This is a genomic window from uncultured Brachyspira sp., from assembly GCF_910578695.1.
Lineage (GTDB): Bacteria > Spirochaetota > Brachyspiria > Brachyspirales > Brachyspiraceae > Brachyspira.
In genome coordinates this window covers 16,183-40,813 of sequence record NZ_CAJTQJ010000018.1, presented here as the reverse complement: position 1 = coordinate 40,813, position 24,631 = coordinate 16,183, and the positions used below count along the sequence as shown (strand labels likewise).

Sequence of the window (24,631 nt, the reverse complement as noted above, 5' to 3'; positions counted from 1 at the left end):
CAACACAACACAACACAACACAACACAACACAACACAACACAACACAACACAACACAACACAACACAACACAACACTCTTTTAAATAAAAATCAGAGTTATGTTGCCTTAGCGAATAAAAAAGAATATATGTATATAGTACAATCCTCTTTAGAGCCTGACAAATGTAGAATCGGAATAACTGATAACCTTGAAAGAAAATTAAAAGAATACAATTCAATAACAGGAAAATCCGAAGATAATATTTACAGCTTTCTTTTCATATGCGAAGTAAAAAATATGCGTAAAATAGAAGCTGATATAAAAAATCAATTTTCTTGTTTAAGAGAGCTGTCAAGAAATGAGATTTATTTTTATAATACTATTCTATTTGATATGTATGTAGACTTCATTAAGTCGCATCCTTTATTTATAAAAGAAATATTTATAAAGCCGAAAGAAAAAAAGACTGTAATTAAAATTATAAAAAACTATTCCTACACTTCTTAAAAGAGGATTAACCAGACACGATATTAGCAAAAATTACATAATATTAATAATAATGAGTTTTATATTTATTATGAAGATGATAAAGAATATTACTCATATCATAAATGGCAAGAAAAAATTCGCCCATATTTTAATCACGAAAGTGCATCTATGACAACAGAAAGAAAATAATTAATATAAATAATGAAAATTCACCGCAATAGTCAATCTACTTGTTTTTTATATATTATTCATTATGTATCATAACAATATATTGACTTGCTGAAAGGTTTAACTCAGCCGCTTTATTTGTTATACTATCCCAATACTCATCATGCATAGTTGTATTATGACTATTCATTTTACCTTTTTCTTTATTTCTAAAAGTGCGTTCTGCTCCCTCTCTTTTTTTGCCTCTGCAATTTTGTACTCCTCCAAAGGCGGACAAAGTCAATTTTATATTCTCCCTCATCTTCATGCGGCTTGAATATACTGCCTTAATAAAAAAATACCTAATAACTCTATATATTTATTTCGATTTCTATATCATTTATATCGCCTTGTTTTTCATATACTGTATCAAATATAAAAACCAATCACCTTATTTGGGGCAGCCAAAAAACATATATTCTTCTTCTCTTGTTTTGCTGTATCTAGGTTTAATTTCTCCGAATTTTAGATTATTTTGTTTAATTAATTCTTTTACTTTGGATATGACTTTATTATTAAATATTAAATCTATACTATTATTAAGCAATCATCATTTTCAGGCATAACATAATAAATATAATAGTAATTTTTTTGGCATAATATCACCATTTATGTTTTTTAGCTTAAAGTAAGTAAGTAAGTAAGAGAATATAAAAACTAAAATTATAATTTTTTATAAAGCATCATTAAATCTTTTTATAACTTTTTTTTATTACTTTTTATCTATAAATTTTAATAATTCATCTAATGCACGTATCATTTTTTCAGCCTCTTTTTTAGTAACATTAAGATTATGATATGAATTATTTTTCTCCATTCTTAATATAGTTGCTTTACTTTTAATAGCTTCTATACTTTTATCATTTAAAATAAATTGAAATAATATAAATTCATTAGCACTGCCATAATAAGTAAAATTAATTCCTGAATCAGATATTCTATTTTTCGGTTCAGCCTGCATTATATAATCATTAGAATATTTAATATATAATCTATCTAAAAAAAATACAGTATTAGGCGTATAACTAACAGCAACATCCATAATGATTATATTTTTATTACCATTAGCAGTTCTAAACCTAATTTGTCCCCAAGTACTAAAACCAGCTTTAGACATACTCAAAGTAATTTCTTTTGTCTGATAGTATTCTGTACCATTAAAATCATCTTTTATAATATCTATTTTAGCAAAAGCTATAGATGATACAGATAATAAAATAGTTATATAAGTTAATAATTTTCTCATATATAAATCCTTCTCTTATAAAGATAATAATATATTTTATGCAAATTAAAAACTATATTAAAACACAGTATATATTTATATTATAGATTATGTTAGTTTTTTATTAACTGCTTATTTAAATGTAAACACAATATATTTTTCAAACATTGTCAAATTATTGTATATTTTTATATTGACTTTATGATAAAATACTATATAATAATACAATAGATGTTTGTTAAGATTTATAATACAGCAAGCCGGAAATTTTTTTATGAATATAGTAAGATACATAGTAATAGGATTTATTTCTTTAATAACAGGCATATTAACTTCATTTATAGTATTATTTTCATTATCACCTATATTAGAATTTATAGGTTTTAAAAATAATGGGGATAAATGGAATTATGACCCTATAGCTCTTCTATCAATAAATGTCGGAATATTACAAACATTACTTGCTATAATAACTTTAGGTATTGGTTCTGTGGCTTTTTTTAATTTTTTGAGTATGAAAAAAGAGTTTAAAAGATTTAAAAAAAGTATTAAAAAGCAGGTTAAAAATATTAGAAATAATGGTGATGCAAAAGAAACTTCTAATAAAGAACTAGAAAAAATTACAAAAGAAACAGATAAATTAGAAGAAAACCAAAAGGGGGAAGAAGTAAAAGATGTTTTTTAATGAAAATATGTATAATCAAAATTATTTGAATATAATAAAAAAAAATCAAGAAACTATTCCTGTAAAAATTACTAAAATAGCTTCAGAACTAGGAATAACTATTTATCGTGCTGATATGTCAAAAAATATTTCTGGTGCTATATTTGGCAAAAATATTGGCTATGATAATGAAAAATACTTAATATATGTTAATGGCTCACACCATATTAATAGACAAAGATTTACAATAGCACATGAAATAGCACACTTTTTATTGCATAAAGATAAAATAGGAGATAATTTAACAGATAGTGCTATGTATAGAAGCAAACTATCCAATGTTTTAGAAAGACAAGCAAATACATTAGCAGCAGAAATATTATTACCTATAAAAGAATTAAGAAACTATTTTTACGAAAAAAGAATAACAGATATTAAAACATTATCTAATATATTTGAAGTATCAAAAGAAACTATGCAGATAAGATTAAGAGATATAGATAAAAATAATATTTTTTTAGAAGAATAATAAAAATAATAAACATCAATAAATTTATTAATACACAGTCTTTATAGCAAATTAAATATATAAATTTATATTAAAAAATAAAAATATTAAACTTTAGTTTGAGACTTATATTTATTAGTATTTTCTAATTTAATAAATACTATTCTCAAATTTAATTTTTATTACTCTATATAAGCATTTCTAAAATCATATATAGAAAAAATATCATATTTTACACCATAAAGTTTTTTACTCTGCATAACAGTAGCCTTATCATAATATATAGGTATAATAGCCATATCTTCTTGTATAAGTATGCGTTCTGCATCATAAGCTGCTTTTATTCTTATATCTTCATTTGCATTAGTCATAGCAATATCAACTAAATAATCATAAACTTGATTTGTGTATCCGCCGTCATTTCCTAATCCTTCAAGCTGAAAAAGCCTTAAATAACCAGATGCCTGATTATAAGCAACACTTGTACCCGCCTTAATCATCTGAAAACTTCCGTCTTTTATTGACTGCAAATATGTTGCAGGCTCTTCATACCTTAGTTTTAAATCTATACCCAAATTATTTTTATACATATTTTGAATAGCTTCGGCTGTAAAAAGAGATGAAGGATTAGTAGTTGTAATTAATTCTATTATAGGAAATTTTTTTATATCAGAATATCCAGCCTCTGCAAGAAGTTTTTTAGCCTCTTCAATATTTTTTTGATAATCGCTTTCTTTTAATGAAAAATATTCAGGGGCATTATCCCTGAAATTATTAGTTCCTATTTTTACATTAATAGGCACAAATCCGTCAGCAGCAGCTCTTCCTCCTCCTAAAACATTATTTACTATATAGTTTCTGTCTATGCCTAATGCTAATGCCTTTCTTACTAAAGGATTATTAAAAGGCTTTATTTTTAAGTTAACCATATAGTATGCAATAGATGTTATATCAGCTTCTCTTCCTATACCCTGCTCTATCAAAGAAGCCCTTTCATTTTCAGGTGCTTCAGGATAAAATAGTATGCTGTCTGCATAAATAGCAGCAACTGCAGTATTAACATCTTCTAAAAACTCGAAAGTTATTTTTTTTGCTTTTACATTGTCTTTATCCCAATAATAAGGATTTTTCTCCATCACTATTTTTACAGCCTCATCATATTCTGTAATTATATAAGGTCCGTTTCCTATATAATGCTCTTTACTCAATGCCCAATTCCCGCCATAAGTATTTATAATATCCTCTCTCACAGGAGAAGCGATATCGCTGGCCATAGCCTCTTCAAAATAAGGAAGCGGTATATCAAGCTCAATTTTTAATGTATAATCATCTAAAGCATAAACTCCAAGTTCTTCTAAATTCTTTTCGCCTTTCATAATACTATGAGCATTTTTTATTATATCAAAACCCAAAGAAAAAGGAGAAGCTGTTTTAGGGTCTATTAGTCTTCTTAAAGTATATACAAAATCATTAGCTGTTAAATCTTTTCCGTCTGACCATTTTGCATTTTTTCTTAAATGAAATATATAAACTGTGTTATTACTCATAGACTCCCAGCTTTCAGCAAGTGCAGGTATTATAGTTCCTTTTTCATCTCTTTGAGTAAGTGTTTCAAAAGTATGAGTTATATAAACTGCTGTATTAATACCTTTTGCAAATGCAGGGTCTAAACTGCTCGGCATTCCGCCGACTGATACAACTATGTCATCATTATATGATTTATTATTAGAACAGGATAATAAAAATATATTTGTAAGTAAAATTATTATAAAAATATTTTTCTTCATAAATATTTACTCTCTTTAATATTTACTCTATTTAATATTTATTCTCTTTAATATTTATTTTTTTTATATTGTTTTTTTATTATTATTATATTTTTTATTTTTTAAACAAAAAATAAATTAATTTAATAAATATAATAAACAAATATATAATTATGTCAACTATATTATGTTAATAAAAGTTCTCAAGGTAAATAAAATTAAACAAAAGAAATAAAGGTAAATATACGAAAAAATATAAATGTATTATTTTCATTATCTAGTATATAAATCAAGAAAAATAAACGGTGTATAGTTTTTTTACTTAATAAAAACTTGAGCGGGATTAAAATTCCTAATTAAGTTTTAAAAATAATTAAAATTTTATTATCTAAATAAAACTATAAAATATAAATGGATGTGTATGTTATTTGATTATACTTACTATATATTCAGCCATATACATAAATTGCATAGCCGAACTTTATTTGATGTCTTTATATATCTATTCAGCATTATATATAATTTAAATATCATAATATATATTACAAAAGCCTTTTTATATTATCATTATAATGCTCCATAGAATATTTAAGAGGTTTTTTTAAAAATTTATCATAAAACTCTTGCGTTAAATATTTTTTATCATTATCAAAATATTTTATTGTAAAATCCTTTTTTATATAATCTTTTTCATCTATATATTTCAATATATCTTCGCTTGTAATTTTAACTATTGTACTAAATTCGATTTCACTATTTACATTATGCTTTCTTTTTACAGAACCTAAGTGCACCCAAACAAATCCGGATATATAATTACTAGGCGGTATATTTATAATCTCCACTCCTAAATCTTCATATATCTTATATTTATATATTTTTGAAGGCAAAAAAATAAAATGATCTCCTACACATCCATTATATACATTTAATGTGTTTAAATAAAAACTGTTATTATTTAATACTAAATTAAATCCTCCCAACAATAAACAATAATTATATTCATTTTTTATTTTTGAATATATAATAAAATCTTTTAAATTTAAAAGCTCTTCTACTCCGTTAAATTTATAATCTTTATTTTTTATATTAAATAATTTTTTTATGTAATATGTTCTGAAATTATTTCTTAATTTTTTAATTGGTATATACCAAGAAATTTTATCTATTTTTAATAATTTATTAATAGTTTCTGAACAATTAATATCTGACAGTATAGCCTCTCTAATTTCAAGAAGCTTATCTTTAAAATAAATTTGATCAGCATCTATCTTCATATAGTATTTATATTTTATTTTTAAATATCCAAAATTATAATAATTAGGCAAATAATGAATTAATGAATATTTAGTAATATATTCATTTTTATGATATTTAATAATGTTAGGTCTATAGTAATAAAGTCTTATTTTATCAGGATACTTTGCAGCATACTCTTTCAATATATCTTCTGTAGAGTCTGATGATTTATTGTATGTTATAATAAGCTCATCTAAAGCATCAATACAGGAATCTATACATTCAGCTACACTCATAGCTTCGTCTTTTACTCTCAAATGTCCTGATATACCTAAAGGACGATATTCATCAAGTATTTTAAAATCTTTTTCTTTTATTATGTATTCTTCAGGATTAAATTCTTGATTTCGGCATTGTTCGCATTCGCAGTAATATGACATTTTATGCTCCATTAGCATTTAACTGCATTATTTTTTTTGAAAAACGAAAATTAAAATGAGAATTAATTTGATGCGAATTTGTATTACATATAAAATTATGCAATATAAAAATAGCCCTATTAATTAGAATAGGTATATATATAAATTGAAATATTTTATTTATTTGCTTGCTTGCTTGCTTGCTTGCTTTATAAGAATATAAAGATATTATATTATGAATAGATATTAAACTTATCATATTCTCAGATTATATAATAAATTAATAAAAAAGCAATAAAAAAAACTTATGAGTTTTTTTACAGATTTTTATTATAAAAGTAAGTATTCTTCTTAATAATATTTTTTAATCAAAATACTTTTATTTTATCTATAAATTAATAAATAATATTGCCTGCTAAAACTTTATTCCACCTAAATCTATTGTAAAAAATTTATTTTACTTGTAATATAAATAAATATTTTTATTTTAAGCAATTTATAAAAGGATATATTTATGGCTGTTATAGGCTTATCTGGAAATATTTTATATGAAAATAATTCTATACCGAAAGCATTTATTAATCGTTATTATGCTGACTCTGTTATAAGATCTAAAGGAATTCCATTTATAATGCCCATTACAGAAGATGAAGAAATTATAAAAAAAATGACTGAAAATATTGACGGAATCATAATGACAGGAGGAGCCGATATTCACCCATTTAGATTTAATGAAGAACCTATAGAAAAAATCGGTAATATTCTAACTGAAAGAGATGAATTTGATTTTAAATTGATGAAATATGCAGTTGAAATGAATAAGCCTATATTTGGAATATGCAGAGGAATACAAGTAATTAATGTTTATTTCGGAGGCACTTTGATACAGGATATACCAAGTCAAAGAAATACTAATATACTTCATAGCCAAACAGCTGAATACTATGCACCTACACATAAAATTCAAACTGTAAAAGACAGCATAATATATGATATGTTAGATGAAATTTCAGAAGTAAACAGCTTTCATCATCAGGCTGTCGATAAATTAGCTAAAGATTTTAAAGTTACAGCAGCGGCAAAAGACGGAATAGTTGAAGCTATAGAATATAAGAAAAAAGATTCTTTTATACTCGGAGTTCAATGGCATCCTGAATTGATGAGTGCAAAAAATATAAAAATGCAGAATATTTTTGATATGTTTGTAGAAGTTTGTAAATCAAGAAAATAATTTTTTATTATATTATTCTATATGTAATCATAGCATTCATATCAAAATATAATTTTCCAGAATATTGCGGATGAGCTATATATTGCCCTATTCTCAGATTTACTTCAGTGTATATTCTATTTAAAAACTCATATTGAAAATGAGCATAAGCACCTATGGAATGCCATAACTGTTTTGTATTATTCATATAAGCAAGCATATAATTAATACCTACAGTTAAAGGCATTAAGTCAAAAAGAAACATAGAATCTAATTTATATGATATATCATCCTGATCCCTTATCAAAAGCAAATCATAATCTAAATGATATTTTCCATGCATATTATGTACATATTTAAAAGAAACACCTGCCTGCAAAATCAAGCCTCTTCCTTCAAATAATAACCTTAAAAAACTTACTTTAAATGTCGGAGTTATCTCAGCTTCAAATGATAAATTAGCAGTTTTATTAGCAGCATTTATACCATTTGTGCCGAAATCTGTATTAGGAGTATCAAAATTAATAAATCCTCTTTTGGCATAAGAAAGATAATAATTAAGCATTGATAATTTAACATCTATATTAAAATATTGAGATATAGAACTATTAACAAATAATGTAAGTCTGTTCATTTCAGCACTGATATGATCGCTTATGCCTACATCAGTTTTTATGCCTTCAAAAACATATCTTGGAAAAACATCTGAAATAAATCTGTAAAATAATAATATTCTTCCTCCGCCGTCTAAATACGGGCTAAATCTTCCGTTTAAATCAGCACCTATGTAAAGACCAGCCTGAATATTAGTTTGAGCTGTCAGAGGCTTGAATATAATTAATATATATATAATTGTAAAAATAAATAAAAATTTTATTAACTTCATTTAAAACATTCAATATTATAATTATAACACTTTATAAAAAATATGAAATTATATATTTTTGCAAAAATAAGTAATTAATTTTTCACAGGTGTTACAATAGTATCTTCAAAATCATTATCATTATAAGTTTCATTATCAGAATAAGCCTCTTCAGCACTCACTAAAAGATTAGCTTCTCTTTCATCTTCAGATGCTTTTTTTGATTTCTTTTTTGAAGAGTGATTTTCTTCATTTTCATCATTATTTTCTTTTGATATTTCTTTAGCTGCTTCATTTTTCTGTTCTTTCAAATATTCATCAAGTTTTTCTCTCACCTTATCAGCACCGCCCATATTTAATGTTTCTCTAATCTGTATCTCAAGCTCCATACGCATTTTAGGATCCGATGCCAAAAGTTCTCTAACCCTTTCCTTACCCTGTGCAATCTGTTCTCCATTATAATAGAACCAAGCACCGCTTCTAGTAATGATTTTTGCCTCCATTGCCAAATCTATTAAAAGTCCCTCTGATGATATGCCTTTACCGAATATTATTTCTAAATTAATAACTTTAAATGGGGCTGATAATTTATTTTTTACAACTTTAATTTTTACTTTATGACCTATAGTATCATCGCCTTTTTTAATCCATTCAGTTCTTCTAATATCAAGTCTTACAGACGAATAAAATTTCAAAGCCTTACCGCCTGTAGTAGTTTCAGAAGGACCTGCACCATAACCAGTAGTGGCAATATTCTGTCTTAATTGGTTAATGAATATTACAGCAGTATTAGTATTACTTATTATAGCTGTAAGTTTTCTTAAAGCATGGCTCATAAGTCTAGCCTGCAAAGCTATATGGGCATCTCCAATATCTCCTGCAAGCTCTGCCTTTGAAACGAGTGCCGCAACAGAGTCAACAACAACTATATCAAAAGCAGTAGAAGATACAACTTTTTCTAATATTTCCAAAGCTTCTTCACCGCTGTTGGGCTGAGAAATATATAAATTATCTATATCAACTCCTAAAGCACTGGCATATACAGGATCTAGGGCATGTTCTGCATCTATAAAAGCAGCATAACCTCCTGCCTTTTGTGCCTCAGCTATGATATGCAAAGTGAGTGTTGTTTTACCAGAAGCCTCATGTCCGTATATTTCTATAATTCTTCCTCTAGGAACTCCTCCAACTCCCAAAGCATGATCAAGAGTTAATGCCCCAGTAGAAATAACATCAACATTAACAGTTTTATTGCTCCCAAGTCTCATAAAAGAGCCAGGACCATATTTTTTATTTATCTGATCGGTAATAGCTTCAATAGCTTCATTCTTACCATCTTTTTTTACTTCAGCAGTTTCTTTCTTTTTAGTAGCCATATTAAAAATTCTCCTAAAAATTAATATTAATATAATAATACATTGTACAAAAATACATTATTTTGTCAAGGTATTTATATATAAAAACTAATATTTTTTATAAATTCGCTTTTTCTAAATATTCATAAAGTCTTATCATAATAGATACTACATCTTCAGCTTTATCATCATATATATATCTAGTATATAAAAAATTATTTTCATTTTCTCCTTCAAATTCCATAATATTATATATCTTATCTCTAACAGAATTATCATATAATTTGTTTTTAATTTCTGCATCATTTGAAAACACACTAATATAAAACTGATTACTATCAATAGCTATCCATAATATTACAGATAATCTTAAATCTTTTAAATTTAAAGTTACAGCCCTAGAAAAATCATCATTAATAAGCTGATATTTAATATTTTCCATAGATAAAATATAATTATTACTATTTTTTTTGTCTTCAAAATATTTATTTAATTTTTCTATAGCTTCTGTTAATAAAGTAATATTCTCTTTTATAGGAGAAACTTCTATTTTTTTCATCTTAATTATATTAGCAGCTCTATAAAGTAAATCAGCATAATTATTAATATCTTCAACACTATTCAATGATTTATATTCATCTGTTTCGACCAAAAACTCTCTTATAACTTTATCTTCCATATCTTCATTCCTAAATTGTTTAGTAATTAATTTTTCATTATCTCTCATCTGTATTAAACCAGAATAAAGAGAATGATATTTTATATCTTTCTGCAAAAAAGAATATTTATTGATAATAGTTTCTTCAATAAAATCTCCAAGCTCATCATGCGATAAACATTTTATTCTTTTATTTTTTGATATATCATTATATTTATCTCCTAAAGAATTAGGCTTATCTCCATATTTAGTTAATAAAACCACAAATAATTTATTTTTGTCAATATGTGATTCTCTGTCTATATAATAATCATATAGCTGATTATTTAATTCATAGGAATTTATTTTATTTTCTAAAATTATTTCAAAATTATTTTCACTTTTAATAAGAATATCAATTCTCCTATTCTTAGCAGTAAGAACTTCTCTATAAACCTCTATTTTCTCATCAGTATTTATTTCAGTATGAGAACATCCTTTTTTTATGACATAATTAGAAAAATCTCTTGCAAAGTTCACTTCTTTTTCATTATCAGCAATAAAATTTAATTTAAGCATTTCATATATTAATTTACTATTGTATATTTCTAAATTAGAATAATCTAAAATTTTTGTTATATTGAATTGGGGAATAATTTTTTTATTTTCTTCAGTAATTAAATCAAAAATTAAATCTTTTTTGTTACAAATTAAATTATAAAAAGAATTTAATAATTGCTCATCATTCATATTGATTCCTAAAATTATTAAATTTTAATATATTATATAAAAATACATTGTTTTTGTCAAGCTATTTAATTATAAAATAAAGAAAAAATAATAAAAATAAAATTGGATTTAAGAGAAATAAAAGGCCCCTTACAGCAGGAGAACTAGCACCCAGTTGGGTTGACTTACCGTTGCTTCCTTCCGAACCTGGCGGATTCATCATCAACTGCCGTAGAACCCCGCTATAAGAGATGTATAAAAACTAAGCTTACGGAGAGAGTGGGATTCGAACCCACGGTACTTTTACGCACACACGACTTCCAATCGTGCTCCTTCAACCAGCTCGGACATCTCTCCAATTTGTGCCTGAGAAGATTTGAACTTCCAGCCTTCAGAACCGCAATCTGATGCTCTATCCAATTGAGCTACAGGCACTTAAATATTTTAGTTATGCAAGTATAACATATTTATATTTTTTTTGCAAATTTTTATTAATGACTAGAATTTTTAAACTTGACTTATTATATTATTTTTATTTGATAATTAAATTATTTTTATATATTAATTAAATTAATTCGCATTCTATTAACTATTTCAAAAATAATATTTTTAGATTTAAAATATTATCTTATAAAAGTAATAGAACTGCATTTTTTCAAATATTATGTTCACTCTTAAAACATATAATTATGAATATAAATTAATTATTAAATAAACCGCTTCCTACTTTTAAGCCTAATTGAATGCCTAAATCAAATGAAGCCAGATTTCTGCTGTCAACTTTTACTAATTCAGCACCTCTTAAATCTATTCCAAAATCTGTACCTACATAAGCCCCCAATAATAAAGCAATATTCTCGTGAACATAAAAAGAATAGTCAAATGTTAATTTCACATAAGTCATAACAGTATTTTTCATAATGCTGTTCATTTTAGAAGTATTATAATAACTGTATGTTTTAATAATTTCATTATCTTTTGCAATTTCTGCAGAATGCGTAAGATATAAAGGAAGTTTTACTCCTACCCCAAAACCAAAAGAATAATTTTTATAATGAAATTTAGGAAGTATTCCAATAGATAAACTTTCAAAAGTATAATATTCAGTGCTTTTTACTTTTATATTTCCTTCATTGTATGAACTTGATAATCCGAAAGAATCATGAGAATATCCCAAATCCAATAATAAGCTTATTCCTTTATCTCCGTCAGATATCAAATATCCGCCTTGCAAATTAACTCCTGCATCAAATCCTACTGCCCCATTTATTTTTTGATAATTTTTTATATAATCAGCAGTAGCTTCAGAATTATTAAAACGAACATTATAAAAACTAAAACTAGCCCCAATAGGAATCATAATTCCAAACTGCCAGCTGCTCTCAGCAAAAGAAAGTTTAGAAAATATCATAATGATTGAAAAAATAATAATTGTAATATTCTTCATAAAAATAAATCTCCTTAAACATTTAACATATAAATTATATTTCAGACATATCTATTTTTTTGGCTTCATACCATAACTTATCTAAATTATAATACTCTCTTCCCTCTTCAGTAAATATATGAACCACCAAAAAACCATAATCGCTTAAATACCAAACAGATTCCGAACTATTATCATTTTCAGCATAAGGCAGTACTCCTTCTTCTTTCAAATCCTTATAAACGGCATCAGAACCTGCTTTCATCTGAGGCGAAGAAGAGGCTGTAGCTAATATAAAAAAGTCAGAAAGCGTTGTTACTTCTTCTAAATCTAATATAACTATATCTTCAAGCTTCTTATCATATAAAGACTTAGCTGCTTTTAAAGTTAATTCCTTTGCTCTATCTTTATCTATAATTTTTTTCTTTCTCTTTTTTAATTTAGTTTCTAAAACTTCATTTGCCTTGTTATTAGATAATTCCTTATTTTCTTCATTATTGTTTTTATCGTGTAATTTCATAATAATCATTCCCCAAAATTAATACAACATTATTTAATACTCTTCTATCTGTTTTAGCATATATGCGGTTTATTCTGCCTTCATTAGCAACCATAAATGCCTTTTCTATATTTCCGTCCCTTACAAGCACAACGCTCTCATTAAGATTAGCACCAAAATTACCATACTCCCCTGCAGAAAAACCTCTATAACGCATTCTAATATTTATTCTGTCAGCAAGTCCTGCAGTTGTCGTGGCATTCAATACTATTAAACTTACATCTTCATTATTTAATTCGCTTTTTTGTGTTTTAAGCTCAACATATAATGTCAAATCGTCCATCTGCTTAATAAATGCATTTCCATCAAATATAGGAACTAAGACACCATTATCACCGATTCTTGCATCTATATTCTCTATAATTAAAGTTCTTTCATTGCTGTTTGCAAGTATCTTTGTAAAAGCTTCGATATCAGGCGGTCTTAAATTACTTCTTACTTTAGAAAATACGGCATTTCTCATACTTTTGGCATTAATTATATTTTTTAGCTGAGAATTTTGTATTAATCCAATCATAGAATTAATTATAATATCTTCTAATCTGTATAAAGTTTCTATATCCTCATAGCCTTTCATAGTTAAATAATGCAAATATGATACTGTCTTTTCTCCTGTAAAAAGCCATTCCCCTATATCAAATGAAAGCTCATATCCTTTCTCTTCATCTTTGTATTCTATAGGCTCTTCAATATACATTTTAATGCCGCCTATTAAATCTATAATATCAGATATCTGATTATTATCAATAGAGATTTTATAACTTATTTTTTTATTAACAGAAGTACTTATAGCCTTAAATACAGCATTCTCTCCTCTATCTTTATATAATTCACTCAATTTTGAAGGATTATAATTTTTATTCTCCCATAATGCTATATTTCTAGGCAAACCTATAAGTCCTATCCTATTATTTAAACTCGATACTATTCCTACATAAGCACCGTAAATCTCTTTATCATCATCTATAAATAAAATTGAAAAATATAAAGGCTCATCATTTTTCTCAGCAATATACAATTTGCTTATGAAAAAATAATAAAATATTATAATGATAAAAGATACTGAAAATATAATAGTAAAAATAACAGCCATAACAGCTTTTTTATTAGCATTACTTATTGTTTTTAAAGCTTTATCATTTATACTTTTTTCACTTTTTTTATTCATTTTCATTTATATATAATATATTATGTTAATTGAGTTGTCAAATATATTTTTTATATAAAGATATTATTTAAAAATATTTATGTTAACTATTGAAATTGTTAAACTTTATAATATAATATCATTATAAAATATAACGGACTTTTTAATATGGCATTTTTTAGAAAAATTATTTTTATTTTGGGACTGCTTTTGTCATTAATATCCATACATACTTTAGTTTCATATCATAGCCCCAAAAAAGAAAAAGAGATTACAAAAGATTATTAAAATACTATGCTTTTTTTGAAAAATAAATTTATATTAATATTAATATTTTTATGCAATATTCCAATATACACTATTACCATAACTATACTTCCGTTTTCAAGTACGGATAAATTATGGATAGAAGAATACAAAGCAGATGACGGCATACCCAGAGTATTAGAAGATTCATTAATAAATACAAAAATGATTAATGTTACAGATTATGATTTACTAATATCATATTTTGAATCTTATGATATAGTAGTTTCATACAAAACATTACAAACCAATTTGCAGCTGGCATCTGATTTTATAAAAGAAACTTTCGATTCTGACTATATAATAACAGGAGAAATAATAGATTTTAACCTTAAAAAAGGCGGAAAAGATACGGCAAATACAGCATTTAAAATAAATCTTATAGATATAGATTCATTAAAAATACTAAAATCTTTTACAAATGCAGGTACTTATACGCTTCCTAATAATAGCCCTGTATATTCTTCTGAAGATGCTCTTTTTACAGAAACTGCTCTTGGAAAGGCTTCATCAATAGCATTAAATAAAATAGCAAATGATATAACAAAATTCTTAGGCGATCCTCCAATTATGGGAATAATAACCAGAGTAGAAAATGATAAGCTATATATAAATCTCGGAAAAAAAAATAATATAAAAAAAGGAGATGTGTTTAATATATACAAAACAGATAAAGTACTTGAACTGCCTGATAGCAGCAAAGAAAATAAATCAGCAAATATAAGCAATAACCCTAAAATTTTTTTCCCTCAAAATGAAAATACTAAAAAATATATGCCTGTAAGAACTAATGAAAAAGGAGATGTTTGGTATACAAGCGAAACACTTTATAAATATAGGTATTATAAGAATATAGAAGAACTTATAGCATCGGCAAAAGTTATAGAGGTATATGATAATTATTCTGTATTAGAAAATAAAACGAATATAAAAATAGAGCCTATGATGACAGTAAAAATAAAAGATTAGTAAATTTAAATAAAGGAGAATAGTTAACGATAAAGGGAATAGTTAATGATTAAAGGAGAATAGTTAATGATATCAAAACAAAATGTATTGTATAATGAAATAGAAAGAAGCGACTATTATATATATATAAATCAAAAAACAAGTAAAGGCATATTTACGCCGTATTATAAAGGAAGCAGCAATAGTTTTTTATATGATTTTAAATTAGATATATGCAGAACTTTTCATAAAAATGCAAAATCATACTCTATAATAGATATGTCATTAGACGGTACTAAAATTATGACTATTTCCGTTGCAGACAATGACTCTCAAAATAATGTATTTAAAATAATTGAAATAGGAACGAATAAAGTATTGCTGGAAATAAATAATTTATATGTATACGAAGCATATTTTACAGCCAATCCAAGATATATACTTTTAAGAGCTAAAGAAACAAATATTATTAAAGTATTTATATATGATGTACAAACTAAAAAAGTTATGTTTACTTTAAAAGACAGCATATATATTATGAACGGATGTTTTAATGAAAAAAGAGAAATATTTACATATCCGTCAATTACAGAAAATAGAGTTATAAATCATTTAAACTTTAATACGCTGACAGAAACTAAAGAATTAATAGGGTATTCTGAAATTAATGTTTCTAAAATATTCAGTATGGAAGGAGAATCTATATTATTATTGGATAATGATATATCTATTTCTTTATATAATAATAAAAAAATATTATGGAAGGTTCAGTTTTTATCATTTATTAATTATTATAATGGAGGTTTTTTCTACTTGAAAGAGGATAATAAAGTATATTTAGATACCCCTGCTATAATACAGGAAAAAATGTCTAATAATCAAATAGACACTATGGTTTTATACCGAATAGACGGCTATTCTGGAAATATAGAAGCTCTGCAATTGCCGTCAAAAATAAAATATAAAAAATTTACCCGTATGTTTGATTATAAATTTATAGATACTGCAGGAAATATATTTGATATAAAAGATAGGACTGCTTATTCTTTTCCTATTAATACATATAGATAAAATAAAAAATAATTATAAATTTTGAAAGGTTATATCATTATGATTATTAAGAAAAATAAAATATTACTAATATTATTTATTTCTGTTTTATTAATTACATGTAGTAAAACTTACAAATTTCAGTCAGTAAATAAACTGCCGTCAGAAACGGTATTTAACTTTAATGAGCTTACAGAAAAAGAATATAATGTTCTCATAAATAAAGGCACAGAAATACCTTTTACAGGAGATCTTTTGAATATAAAAGATGAAGGAGTTTATATATGCAGGATTTGCACTACGCCTCTTTTCAAATCTGAAGATAAATTCAATTCAGGAACAGGCTGGCCCAGTTTTGATGATGCTTTCACTGAAAATATTAAATTATTAAAAGACGGAGAAAGAATTGAAGTTGTATGTGCAAAATGCAATGGTCATATGGGGCATGTATTTTATGGAGAAGGATTTACAGATAAAGAAACAAGATATTGTATTAATTCTGTTTCATTAATTTTTGTTCATAAATTTACAAATGAAAACAATATAAATAAATAATTTTAGATAATAAAGAAATTTTAGATAATAAATATTATAAAAAATAAATTTACATAAATTTAAGGAGAATACCCAATGATAAAAAAAACAATAATAATAATATTATATTTATTATCTATTATTTCATGTTCTAAAAAACTTTATAATCAAAATATTAATAAGGATAATAGTATGAATAATAATGAAAATATAAAATATGCATATTTTTCTTCAGGCTGTTTTTGGGGAACAGAATACTGGTTTGAAAAATCTGATGGAGTAATTTCTGTGATAAGCGGATATGCAGGAGGTCATAAAGTAAATCCTACATACAGAGAAGTATGCACAGGACTTACAGGACATTTAGAAACTGTAAAAGTTGCTTATGATACAGAAAAAACTACTTATGAAGAGTTGGTAAAGCTATTTTTTGAAACTCATGACTTTACTCAGAAAAATGGGCAAGGTCCTGATATAGGCTCTCAATATTTATCAGCAATTTTTTATCAGAATCAGGAAGAAAAAGAAATAGCTGAAAAATATGTTAATATATTAAGAGAAAGAAAATATGATGTCGCTACAGCTATAAGAGAATATAAAAACTTTTATGAGGCAGAAGATTATCATCAGGACTATTATACTAAAAAAGGCTCTATGCCGTATTGTCATTTCTATACAAAAATATTTTAATACTCAATAAAAATTATAAAAATAGGCTTGCTTTATTATAAGTTTAAAGCTTATTTTTATATTAAAACAGAGGCTTAAAAAAAACTCCGAAACTAATGCCGAAATCTAAATTTGAATAATCATATTTTTTATATATATCATTAAATGATATTGCTAAAGGGCTTTTAAATGTATTTTTATTTAGTACTGAAACATCATACTTCATACCAAAATTATAATTTATATATAATCCAAGCATAAAACCAATCTCAGAATTATCTGCTTTAAAAGGATTAAAAGCATATTCAAATATTATTTTTATATATGGAGATACTGGAGTAATAAATAATTTTTTTATATCATAAAAACTTAATTTCTTTTTTTGAGGCATAACCAATGAAGTATTATCATTTATACCATTACTTGAATTACCTAATCCCGATATAGGAAGTAATATTCCTCCTCCTATACCTATAGAAAAGTTATTAAATGATATTTTTTCTACAATTCCCAAAATAAGACTATGAAGAATAAGAATAGTAAGGAGAACTAATATTATTAGAACATCCCCAAAAATTAAGTATAGTAAGAAATACCATAAATAAACAAGCAAGCCTTTTCATAAACAAAAACCTAAGCTATATTGATAATATACTAACATATTAAGAGTATTTAGTCAATTTTTACTTATAAAATATAAGCTCTTTAATTAAAAAAAATTAGTATATAAATAGAAAAATAGTAATCTTCAGAAACTCATATTAATTATTTTTCTTTTTTAGTTTTTATTAAATTATATTTTTGCTTTTAAAGTTACTATAACAATTTCTGGAATTGCAAATAATCTGAAAGGTAAAAGCACTGCCCCTATTCCAGAAGTAATATAAAGTTTAATGCTGCCGTAATTCATTAATCCGTAAACAGCAGGGAAAATCGGGTATTTTCTATTTTTATTTACAGCCTCCCAAAAACTCATAGGAAGAAAACTTATTTGAAGTCCGTGAGTATGTCCTGAAAAAAAGAAATCTATTAATTTATCATATCCTCCTTCTCTAGCTCTCTTTAAAGGCATATTAGGCTCATGCGATATAACTATATGAAAATCTTCTGCTTTAACATTACTCACAGCAATATCAAATCTCACATCATCTGTTAAATAATCCCCTACTCCTCCTATAGATATATATTCTCCTATTTCATTTGTAATAAATAAAATATTATTGTCTATTACTTTAAATCCATTAAAATACAAAGCATTAGAAACATCTTCTCTGCTCTCCCAATTATCATGATTTCCCAAAACTGCATATTTTCCGTATTTAGCTTCTAATCCCTTTATTCCATTACTGAACTTATCAGTATTTTTTTTATTATAATATTTAAATCTATGAGGGGCACTGTAAATATAATCTCCTGCAAATAATATAATATCAGGATTATTATTCATTATCAAATCAGACATTCTTATTATATGGCTTTCAGGTATATAAATCCCTGCATGCATATCTGCAGCTAAAGCTAATTTGATATTATCAAAGCTTATAGGCAAATCTTCAAACTCTAAAGTAATATATCTAATTCTTATAGAATGTGCTGTTTTATACATATAGACATACATTATAAAAAAGAATATTATAACTAATAAAAATATTATTTTATTTCTTTTTGATGTTTTTTCTAAAAATTTCATATAAACAGCCTTAAATTTATTATGTATTATAATTTGATATAAAAACAGATAATACAAATGATAATAATATTATTGATATAGTAAATATCAAAAAGTTAAATATAAAAGAAAAGAAAATAAATAATACTGCCGCAGATATTATTAAAGATATAAGCAAAGATATTATATATAATTTATTTAATATTTTTCTAGCCTGAATATCAAAATATTTAAATAATCTTCTGTAAAACAATGAAAGCAATGAAGAAGATAATAAAGAAAGAGAAAATGCTGAAGCAATTATAAATATAAAAGCAATATTTTTAATTGAATTATTATTTTCTAAATAATATTTCATATCATAAGAAACTGCTTTTAAGTTATTAGAGTTTATAATACTACTATTAGTCAAAAGAGAGTATATATTATCATTATCTGAAAAAACAATTATACTTTCATTATATGGGGATTTACTGCCTTCTTTTAGATATATAAAACTATTCATAGCAGTCATATCTCCTATAATATCATAATTTTTATCCTTAAAATCATATATTCCGCTTACATAAAAATATCCCGTTTCAAGCCAACCCCTTGAAGCTTTAGCTATCAATGATAAAGTATCTCCTATTTTTAACTGCAAATAATCAGCTAAATCTTTTCCTACTATAATCTCTCTTTTAGGGCTTTCAAATATGCTCCCTTCAGTTATAATATTTGATAAGCTCATTCCATTTTCAAGTATATTTTTATCATAAGCATAAACTCTTGAATATATGCTTCCTGTTCTTATAACAACTCCTACAGGAAAAGTTAATACTGTTTCTATATCAGCGTATTTATCATAAGATGCTATCTCATTAAATAATATATTAGTTATACTATTATCAATATAATGCGAATCTATAGAACCATTAAATAAAAATGTATTTTTAGATGTATTATTTTTTACTATTCTCACTATTTTTTCAGAATATATATCGTTATTTTTGACGCTGTTGTCTGCAAATATAAAAAATGATAAATATATAATTATAAAAACTAATATATAACTAAATATCATAGGAAACATCATTAATATATTATTATTATATTCTTTATTTTGCATAAATAATTTCTCAATAATAGAATATTTAATATTAGCTAAAATAACAGACAATATATTTATAAAAAATAATATAATATATATATAATTAAATTCATTTCTATAAATTAAAATGTATATAAGAAAAGATATTATAAATCCGATAGAACTGAATAATAATTTTGATTTGAGTGTTTTTTTATAACTGTTAATAGTATAAGAATTAATAAAAATGAATACTGAAAATAAAGTAAATAAATAGATAAATATTATATATATTTTATACTTATTATAATTTGTATTAATATCATAACTATTTCCTAAAATATCTTTTTTAGAATAAGCAGCAAAATCATCTAAAAAAATTTCTTTTATATTATTATCAGTTAATTTTTCAATATTCATATCATCTTTAATATACATTTCTGTAGCAGCATTTTTTAATCCTGCAAATTCATTCAAATGGCTAATATCTACAAGAGCATAATTATAATTAAGATTTTCAGATACTTCTATTATAGTATACTCTTCAGCATTATAATGTCCTGTTTTTGTAATAAGTCTTAATATTATAGTATCATTTGTATTAACATCTAATATTGAAGATATTGATTTGCTTATTATAATAGAACTGCCAAAATCAAAATTCTCTAATGTATAATCATTAAAAATGCCGAAAACCTCATTATCATTTTTTATATCAATACCATTTATTACTATTTCTTCTTCGCCTAAATGAGATATTAAACTAGCTCTATATTTCAATCTTGATGTTATAGGACTTGATTTAAATATTTCTTTTAATTTCTGTTCTTTTTGAGAATAATCAAATATATAATAATCATCTAGTATATAATCTCTTGATTCTTTATAATTAGTATTCATTATATTAATATGGCTTAAAGAAGTGTCAGTATCATTTTTATTTAAATAGCTTAAAGAAAATAATGTTATGAATGTGATTATTATTGATATAAAGCAAATAAGCATATTAATTTTTTTCATAAATATACAAAATATCCAAAACAAAATATTATATAAAAAAGATTATATCTTAATAGTAATTTTTGTAAATAGCAGGTAGTATTTTATTATAATATAAAAAAGTATTGAAAAAAAATATTTTTATATTATAATAAACAAGAATATTTATATTAAATATTTAAGGGGAATCTGGGTGAAAATCCCTCGCTGGCACGCAGCCGTAAAGATTGACTAATTTTTAGTTAACGAAGTCGGAATACCTTATTTTAATAATCAGTCGAGTGCACTAGATTAATAATTTTCTCTTGCACTCCTATAAAAGATTGCATCATCTTATAATCTGCAATTTTTTATTAAAAGGAGTTAATATGCAAAACAAAATAACAATTAATAATCTTTTATTAATATTTAAAACTTTAATGTTTCTTAAAATACCTTTAACTATTCTAATGTGATTTTCATTTATTAAATTACAAAACTTTGATTGTAAGATTTATGCTAATACCAAAATATTAGCAGTATAATACTGCATCAAAAATACAATTCATAATTCTCAATTATTATGCAAAATTATATACCTATATTAGGTAATAATATACAAAAAATAAAAAGGAGTTCTATATGGGACATATTATAGGTTTTCCAAGAATTGGAGAAAACAGAGAACTAAAAAAATCTCTTGAATTATTTTGGTCTTCTAAATCAAGTGAAAAAGATTTAGAAAAAACAGCAGCTGAGCTAAGAGCAAAACATTGGAATTATCAAAAAAATCTTGATAATGTATGTGTCAATGATTTCAGCTTTTATGATAATATGCTTGATTTAGCATTTGCAATAGGTGCTGTACCAAAGAGATTTTCACATTTAAATGGATTAGAATGTTATTTTGCTATGGCTAGAGGAAATAAAGATTCTGTTGCATGCCAAATGACAAAATGGTTCAATACTAATTATCATTATGTTGTACCAGAACTTAGTATTGATGATAAATACAAATTAAATATTGATTATATAATTAAGCAGTATAATGAAGCTAAAAATTTGGGGTATAAACCAAAAATAAGTTTAATAGGAATATTTACTTTTATAGAACTTAGTAAAATTACAGACGGAAGTTTTGATGAGATATTCAATAATGTGAAAAATATATACTTTGAGCTTTTAGATGAATTATCAAAATTAGATAAAGAAATTATCATAGAATTTAATGAACCTATTTTTGTGAAAGGAGAAAATAATTTATTTTTTAAATATATTAAAGAAGTGTATAATGAAATATCACAAAAAAATTTGAAAGCTATAGTAACAACATATTTTGAACATAGCAATGAAGCTAGTAATATACTTCTAAAAACTGGTATATTCGCTTTAGGACTAGATTTTGTATACGGAAGTAAAAATTTAGAAATTATAGAAAAAATATCAAAATCAGGAAAAACTCTTTATGCTGGCATTATAGACGGCAGAAATATATGGATAAGTAATTTACAAAATAAATTAGAAATGCTTAATAAAATATCGCAATACATACCAAAAAATAAAATAGTTATAAGCAGTTCATGCTCTTTGCTTCATGTTCCTTACAGCAAAAATAATGAATTAAAAATGGATAAAGATATACTTTCATGGCTTAGTTTTTCTATGGATAAGATAAAAGAAATAGAAGTTTTAGAAAATATATTTTTTGATAAAGTATCAGAAGAAGAGAAAAAATATTTTGAAGAAAATATAAATATTAATAATAATCGTTTAAACTCTAAAAAAATCAATGATGATGATGTTTTTAATAGAATGAAAAGTGATTATAAAATAAGCAGAGATTTAGATTTTAAAGAAAGAATAAAAGTACAAAGAAAATTATTAAAATACCCGAATCTTGCCACAACAACAATAGGTTCATACCCTCAAACGAGTGAAATAAGAGCTGTAAGAATGTATTATAAAAAAGGACAAATAGGCGCAGAAGAATATGAATCAAAAATAAAAGAATATATAAAAAATACAATCGAATTTCAGGAAAGTGTAGGTTTAGATGTTTTAGTACATGGAGAACCTGAAAGAAATGATATGGTTGAATATTTTGGAGAACAATTAAATGGCTTTGTATTTAGCGAGAATGCTTGGGTTCAAAGTTATGGAAGCAGATGCGTCAAGCCTCCTATAATTTACGGAGATATTTCAAGACCAAAAGCTATGACTGTAAAGTGGATAGCTTATGCACAAAGCTTAACAAACAAAATAGTAAAAGGAATGCTCACAGGTCCTGTTACTATACTTAATTGGAGCTTTGTGAGAAATGATATAGATAGAAGCGAAGTTTGCAAACAAATTGCCTTTGCAATATCAGATGAAATAAATGACTTGCAAAACTCTAGTATAAAAATTATTCAAGTAGATGAAGCTGCTTTCAAAGAAGGATATCCTCTTAGAAAAGAAAATATAAGCAGTTACGAAAAATGGGCAGTTGAAAGTTTCAAAATAGCAACTTCAATAGCTAGAACTGAAACACAAATTCATACTCATATGTGTTACAGCGATTTTAATGACATAATAAAAACAATAGAAAAATTAGATGCTGATGTTATAAGTATAGAAACTTCAAGGAGCGGAAATGAGCTTTTAAAAGTTTTTGAAAAAATAGGATATACTCATGAAATAGGACCTGGTGTTTATGATATACATAGCCCTAGAATTCCAAGTGTAGAAGAGTTTATTAATCAAATAAATGCTTTGTTGGAGGTACTTCCTAAAGAACAGTTATGGATTAATCCAGACTGCGGACTTAAAACAAGAAAATGGGAAGAGGTAAAACCTAGCTTAAAGAATATGGTTGAGGCTGTAAAGAAAATAAATAAATAAAAATATCTAAAAGTACCGCAAATAATATTTTATTATCTGCGGTATTTAACAATCTTATTTAGTATTTTTTAAATAAAAATGCGGACATAAAATTATATACCA

Annotated in this window: 23 protein-coding genes, 2 tRNA genes, 1 other RNA gene, 1 pseudogene and 1 riboswitch; of the genes and pseudogenes, 10 read left to right on the top strand and 17 right to left on the bottom strand. The window is 24.9% G+C overall.

The window, feature by feature from the left end:
• Positions 1-170: 170 nt before the first annotated feature.
• Positions 171-263: pseudogene (locus tag QZ288_RS11775) on the top strand (hypothetical protein); the annotation flags it as partial.
• A gap of 15 nt (positions 264-278) precedes the next feature.
• Positions 279-488 carry a hypothetical protein gene (locus QZ288_RS06705; RefSeq protein ID WP_295156746.1) on the top strand — a complete coding sequence of 70 codons (210 nt, stop codon included), beginning with the start codon at positions 279-281 and terminating at the stop codon, positions 486-488.
• A 226-nt stretch (positions 489-714) separates the two neighbouring features.
• Here the strand turns inward: QZ288_RS06705 and QZ288_RS06700 are convergent, their stop codons facing one another.
• From QZ288_RS06700 to QZ288_RS06690, 3 genes are all read right to left on the bottom strand, one after another.
• Entirely contained in the window at positions 715-939 is a 225-nt protein-coding gene (locus QZ288_RS06700; protein WP_295156743.1) for a hypothetical protein, read from the bottom strand.
• Between the two features lie 129 nt (positions 940-1,068).
• Positions 1,069-1,224, bottom strand: coding sequence for a hypothetical protein (locus QZ288_RS06695; protein WP_295156740.1), 156 nt, complete (start codon positions 1,222-1,224; stop codon positions 1,069-1,071).
• A 165-nt stretch (positions 1,225-1,389) separates the two neighbouring features.
• On the bottom strand, positions 1,390-1,923 hold the full coding sequence (locus QZ288_RS06690; RefSeq protein ID WP_295156738.1) for a hypothetical protein: 534 nt from the start codon (positions 1,921-1,923) through the stop codon (positions 1,390-1,392).
• Between the two features lie 253 nt (positions 1,924-2,176).
• Between QZ288_RS06690 and QZ288_RS06685 the strand changes: the two genes are divergently transcribed.
• A complete protein-coding gene (locus QZ288_RS06685; RefSeq protein ID WP_295156735.1) occupies positions 2,177-2,587 on the top strand; it encodes a hypothetical protein in 411 nt (136 codons plus the stop codon).
• On the top strand, positions 2,577-3,095 hold the full coding sequence (locus QZ288_RS06680; RefSeq protein ID WP_295156732.1) for an ImmA/IrrE family metallo-endopeptidase: 519 nt from the start codon (positions 2,577-2,579) through the stop codon (positions 3,093-3,095). The genes QZ288_RS06685 and QZ288_RS06680 overlap by 11 nt, the downstream gene beginning before the upstream one ends.
• Before the next feature lie 161 nt (positions 3,096-3,256).
• On the opposite strand, the gene QZ288_RS06675 is transcribed toward QZ288_RS06680, so the two are convergent.
• Both QZ288_RS06675 and QZ288_RS06670 read right to left on the bottom strand, forming a co-directional pair.
• A complete protein-coding gene (locus QZ288_RS06675; RefSeq protein ID WP_295156729.1) occupies positions 3,257-4,861 on the bottom strand; it encodes a peptide ABC transporter substrate-binding protein in 1,605 nt (534 codons plus the stop codon).
• Between the two features lie 521 nt (positions 4,862-5,382).
• Positions 5,383-6,519, bottom strand: a complete 1,137-nt coding sequence (locus tag QZ288_RS06670) for a hypothetical protein (protein WP_295156726.1) — start codon at positions 6,517-6,519, stop codon at positions 5,383-5,385.
• 493 nt (positions 6,520-7,012) lie between these two features.
• On the opposite strand from QZ288_RS06670, the gene QZ288_RS06665 reads away from it, so the two are divergent.
• Positions 7,013-7,729 carry a gamma-glutamyl-gamma-aminobutyrate hydrolase family protein gene (locus QZ288_RS06665; protein WP_295156723.1) on the top strand — a complete coding sequence of 239 codons (717 nt, stop codon included), beginning with the start codon at positions 7,013-7,015 and terminating at the stop codon, positions 7,727-7,729.
• Positions 7,730-7,736: 7 nt separating this feature from the next.
• Here QZ288_RS06665 and QZ288_RS06660 read toward each other — a convergent pair whose 3' ends face one another.
• The 9 genes from QZ288_RS06660 to QZ288_RS06620 all read right to left on the bottom strand — a co-directional run bounded on the left by QZ288_RS06660 (position 7,737) and on the right by QZ288_RS06620 (position 14,447).
• Positions 7,737-8,594: a toxin A gene (locus QZ288_RS06660; protein WP_295156720.1), complete on the bottom strand. Its 858-nt coding sequence runs from the start codon at positions 8,592-8,594 to the stop codon at positions 7,737-7,739.
• A gap of 74 nt (positions 8,595-8,668) precedes the next feature.
• Positions 8,669-9,949 carry a recombinase RecA gene (recA, locus tag QZ288_RS06655; RefSeq protein ID WP_295156717.1) on the bottom strand — a complete coding sequence of 427 codons (1,281 nt, stop codon included), beginning with the start codon at positions 9,947-9,949 and terminating at the stop codon, positions 8,669-8,671.
• 97 nt (positions 9,950-10,046) lie between these two features.
• The gene (locus QZ288_RS06650) at positions 10,047-11,315 is read right to left on the bottom strand and encodes a PD-(D/E)XK nuclease family protein (RefSeq protein WP_295156714.1); all 1,269 of its coding nucleotides are present in this window, start codon (positions 11,313-11,315) and stop codon (positions 10,047-10,049) included.
• Between the two features lie 128 nt (positions 11,316-11,443).
• Positions 11,444-11,540: signal recognition particle sRNA small type (gene ffs, locus QZ288_RS06645), an RNA gene on the bottom strand.
• 25 nt (positions 11,541-11,565) lie between these two features.
• A tRNA-Ser gene (locus tag QZ288_RS06640) sits at positions 11,566-11,651 on the bottom strand.
• A 4-nt stretch (positions 11,652-11,655) separates the two neighbouring features.
• Positions 11,656-11,729 (bottom strand) — tRNA-Arg (locus QZ288_RS06635).
• Between the two features lie 265 nt (positions 11,730-11,994).
• Positions 11,995-12,741 (bottom strand): hypothetical protein, encoded by a 747-nt coding sequence (locus tag QZ288_RS06630; RefSeq protein ID WP_295156711.1) that lies wholly within the window; start codon positions 12,739-12,741, stop codon positions 11,995-11,997.
• A 34-nt stretch (positions 12,742-12,775) separates the two neighbouring features.
• Positions 12,776-13,240, bottom strand: coding sequence for a ribosome silencing factor (gene rsfS, locus QZ288_RS06625; protein WP_295156708.1), 465 nt, complete (start codon positions 13,238-13,240; stop codon positions 12,776-12,778).
• Positions 13,224-14,447 carry an LCP family protein gene (locus QZ288_RS06620; protein WP_295156705.1) on the bottom strand — a complete coding sequence of 408 codons (1,224 nt, stop codon included), beginning with the start codon at positions 14,445-14,447 and terminating at the stop codon, positions 13,224-13,226. The genes rsfS and QZ288_RS06620 overlap by 17 nt, the downstream gene beginning before the upstream one ends.
• A gap of 273 nt (positions 14,448-14,720) precedes the next feature.
• Between QZ288_RS06620 and QZ288_RS06615 the strand changes: the two genes are divergently transcribed.
• The 4 genes from QZ288_RS06615 (at position 14,721) to msrA (ending at position 17,954) form a co-directional block, all read left to right on the top strand.
• The gene (locus QZ288_RS06615; RefSeq protein WP_295156702.1) at positions 14,721-15,701 is read left to right on the top strand and encodes a hypothetical protein; all 981 of its coding nucleotides are present in this window, start codon (positions 14,721-14,723) and stop codon (positions 15,699-15,701) included.
• Between the two features lie 66 nt (positions 15,702-15,767).
• Complete coding sequence (locus tag QZ288_RS06610) at positions 15,768-16,751, top strand: hypothetical protein (protein WP_295156699.1); 984 nt, start codon at positions 15,768-15,770, stop codon at positions 16,749-16,751.
• A 39-nt stretch (positions 16,752-16,790) separates the two neighbouring features.
• Complete coding sequence (msrB, locus tag QZ288_RS06605) at positions 16,791-17,285, top strand: peptide-methionine (R)-S-oxide reductase MsrB (RefSeq protein ID WP_295156696.1); 495 nt, start codon at positions 16,791-16,793, stop codon at positions 17,283-17,285.
• Between the two features lie 75 nt (positions 17,286-17,360).
• Positions 17,361-17,954, top strand: coding sequence for a peptide-methionine (S)-S-oxide reductase MsrA (msrA, locus tag QZ288_RS06600; protein ID WP_295156693.1), 594 nt, complete (start codon positions 17,361-17,363; stop codon positions 17,952-17,954).
• A gap of 61 nt (positions 17,955-18,015) precedes the next feature.
• Here the strand turns inward: msrA and QZ288_RS06595 are convergent, their stop codons facing one another.
• The 3 genes from QZ288_RS06595 to QZ288_RS06585 form a co-directional block, all read right to left on the bottom strand.
• Complete coding sequence (locus tag QZ288_RS06595) at positions 18,016-18,447, bottom strand: hypothetical protein (protein ID WP_295156692.1); 432 nt, start codon at positions 18,445-18,447, stop codon at positions 18,016-18,018.
• A 279-nt stretch (positions 18,448-18,726) separates the two neighbouring features.
• A complete protein-coding gene (locus tag QZ288_RS06590) occupies positions 18,727-19,623 on the bottom strand; it encodes a metallophosphoesterase (protein WP_295156690.1) in 897 nt (298 codons plus the stop codon).
• A 19-nt stretch (positions 19,624-19,642) separates the two neighbouring features.
• On the bottom strand, positions 19,643-21,691 hold the full coding sequence (locus QZ288_RS06585) for a hypothetical protein (RefSeq protein ID WP_295156687.1): 2,049 nt from the start codon (positions 21,689-21,691) through the stop codon (positions 19,643-19,645).
• 122 nt (positions 21,692-21,813) lie between these two features.
• A riboswitch (cobalamin riboswitch) is annotated at positions 21,814-21,953 on the top strand.
• A 338-nt stretch (positions 21,954-22,291) separates the two neighbouring features.
• Here QZ288_RS06585 and metE point away from each other — a divergent pair.
• Complete coding sequence (gene metE / locus QZ288_RS06580; protein ID WP_295156684.1) at positions 22,292-24,529, top strand: 5-methyltetrahydropteroyltriglutamate--homocysteine S-methyltransferase; 2,238 nt, start codon at positions 22,292-22,294, stop codon at positions 24,527-24,529.
• Positions 24,530-24,631: the final 102 nt, after the last annotated feature.

Coding starts and splice junctions, on each gene's coding strand:
- QZ288_RS06685 (WP_295156735.1), top strand. CDS start 2,177: ATGAATATAGTAAGATACATAGTAATAGGATTTATTTCTTTAATAACA.
- QZ288_RS06690 (WP_295156738.1), bottom strand. CDS start 1,923: ATGAGAAAATTATTAACTTATATAACTATTTTATTATCTGTATCATCT.
- rsfS (WP_295156708.1), bottom strand. CDS start 13,240: ATGAAATTACACGATAAAAACAATAATGAAGAAAATAAGGAATTATCT.
- QZ288_RS06650 (WP_295156714.1), bottom strand. CDS start 11,315: ATGAATGATGAGCAATTATTAAATTCTTTTTATAATTTAATTTGTAAC.
- QZ288_RS06620 (WP_295156705.1), bottom strand. CDS start 14,447: ATGAATAAAAAAAGTGAAAAAAGTATAAATGATAAAGCTTTAAAAACA.
- QZ288_RS06675 (WP_295156729.1), bottom strand. CDS start 4,861: ATGAAGAAAAATATTTTTATAATAATTTTACTTACAAATATATTTTTA.
- QZ288_RS06680 (WP_295156732.1), top strand. CDS start 2,577: ATGTTTTTTAATGAAAATATGTATAATCAAAATTATTTGAATATAATA.
- QZ288_RS06630 (WP_295156711.1), bottom strand. CDS start 12,741: ATGAAGAATATTACAATTATTATTTTTTCAATCATTATGATATTTTCT.
- QZ288_RS06615 (WP_295156702.1), top strand. CDS start 14,721: ATGCTTTTTTTGAAAAATAAATTTATATTAATATTAATATTTTTATGC.
- msrA (WP_295156693.1), top strand. CDS start 17,361: ATGATAAAAAAAACAATAATAATAATATTATATTTATTATCTATTATT.
- QZ288_RS06660 (WP_295156720.1), bottom strand. CDS start 8,594: ATGAAGTTAATAAAATTTTTATTTATTTTTACAATTATATATATATTA.
- recA (WP_295156717.1), bottom strand. CDS start 9,949: ATGGCTACTAAAAAGAAAGAAACTGCTGAAGTAAAAAAAGATGGTAAG.
- QZ288_RS06670 (WP_295156726.1), bottom strand. CDS start 6,519: ATGTCATATTACTGCGAATGCGAACAATGCCGAAATCAAGAATTTAAT.
- metE (WP_295156684.1), top strand. CDS start 22,292: ATGGGACATATTATAGGTTTTCCAAGAATTGGAGAAAACAGAGAACTA.
- QZ288_RS06610 (WP_295156699.1), top strand. CDS start 15,768: ATGATATCAAAACAAAATGTATTGTATAATGAAATAGAAAGAAGCGAC.
- QZ288_RS06585 (WP_295156687.1), bottom strand. CDS start 21,691: ATGAAAAAAATTAATATGCTTATTTGCTTTATATCAATAATAATCACA.
- msrB (WP_295156696.1), top strand. CDS start 16,791: ATGATTATTAAGAAAAATAAAATATTACTAATATTATTTATTTCTGTT.
- QZ288_RS06705 (WP_295156746.1), top strand. CDS start 279: ATGCGTAAAATAGAAGCTGATATAAAAAATCAATTTTCTTGTTTAAGA.
- QZ288_RS06665 (WP_295156723.1), top strand. CDS start 7,013: ATGGCTGTTATAGGCTTATCTGGAAATATTTTATATGAAAATAATTCT.
- QZ288_RS06590 (WP_295156690.1), bottom strand. CDS start 19,623: ATGAAATTTTTAGAAAAAACATCAAAAAGAAATAAAATAATATTTTTA.
- QZ288_RS06700 (WP_295156743.1), bottom strand. CDS start 939: ATGAGGGAGAATATAAAATTGACTTTGTCCGCCTTTGGAGGAGTACAA.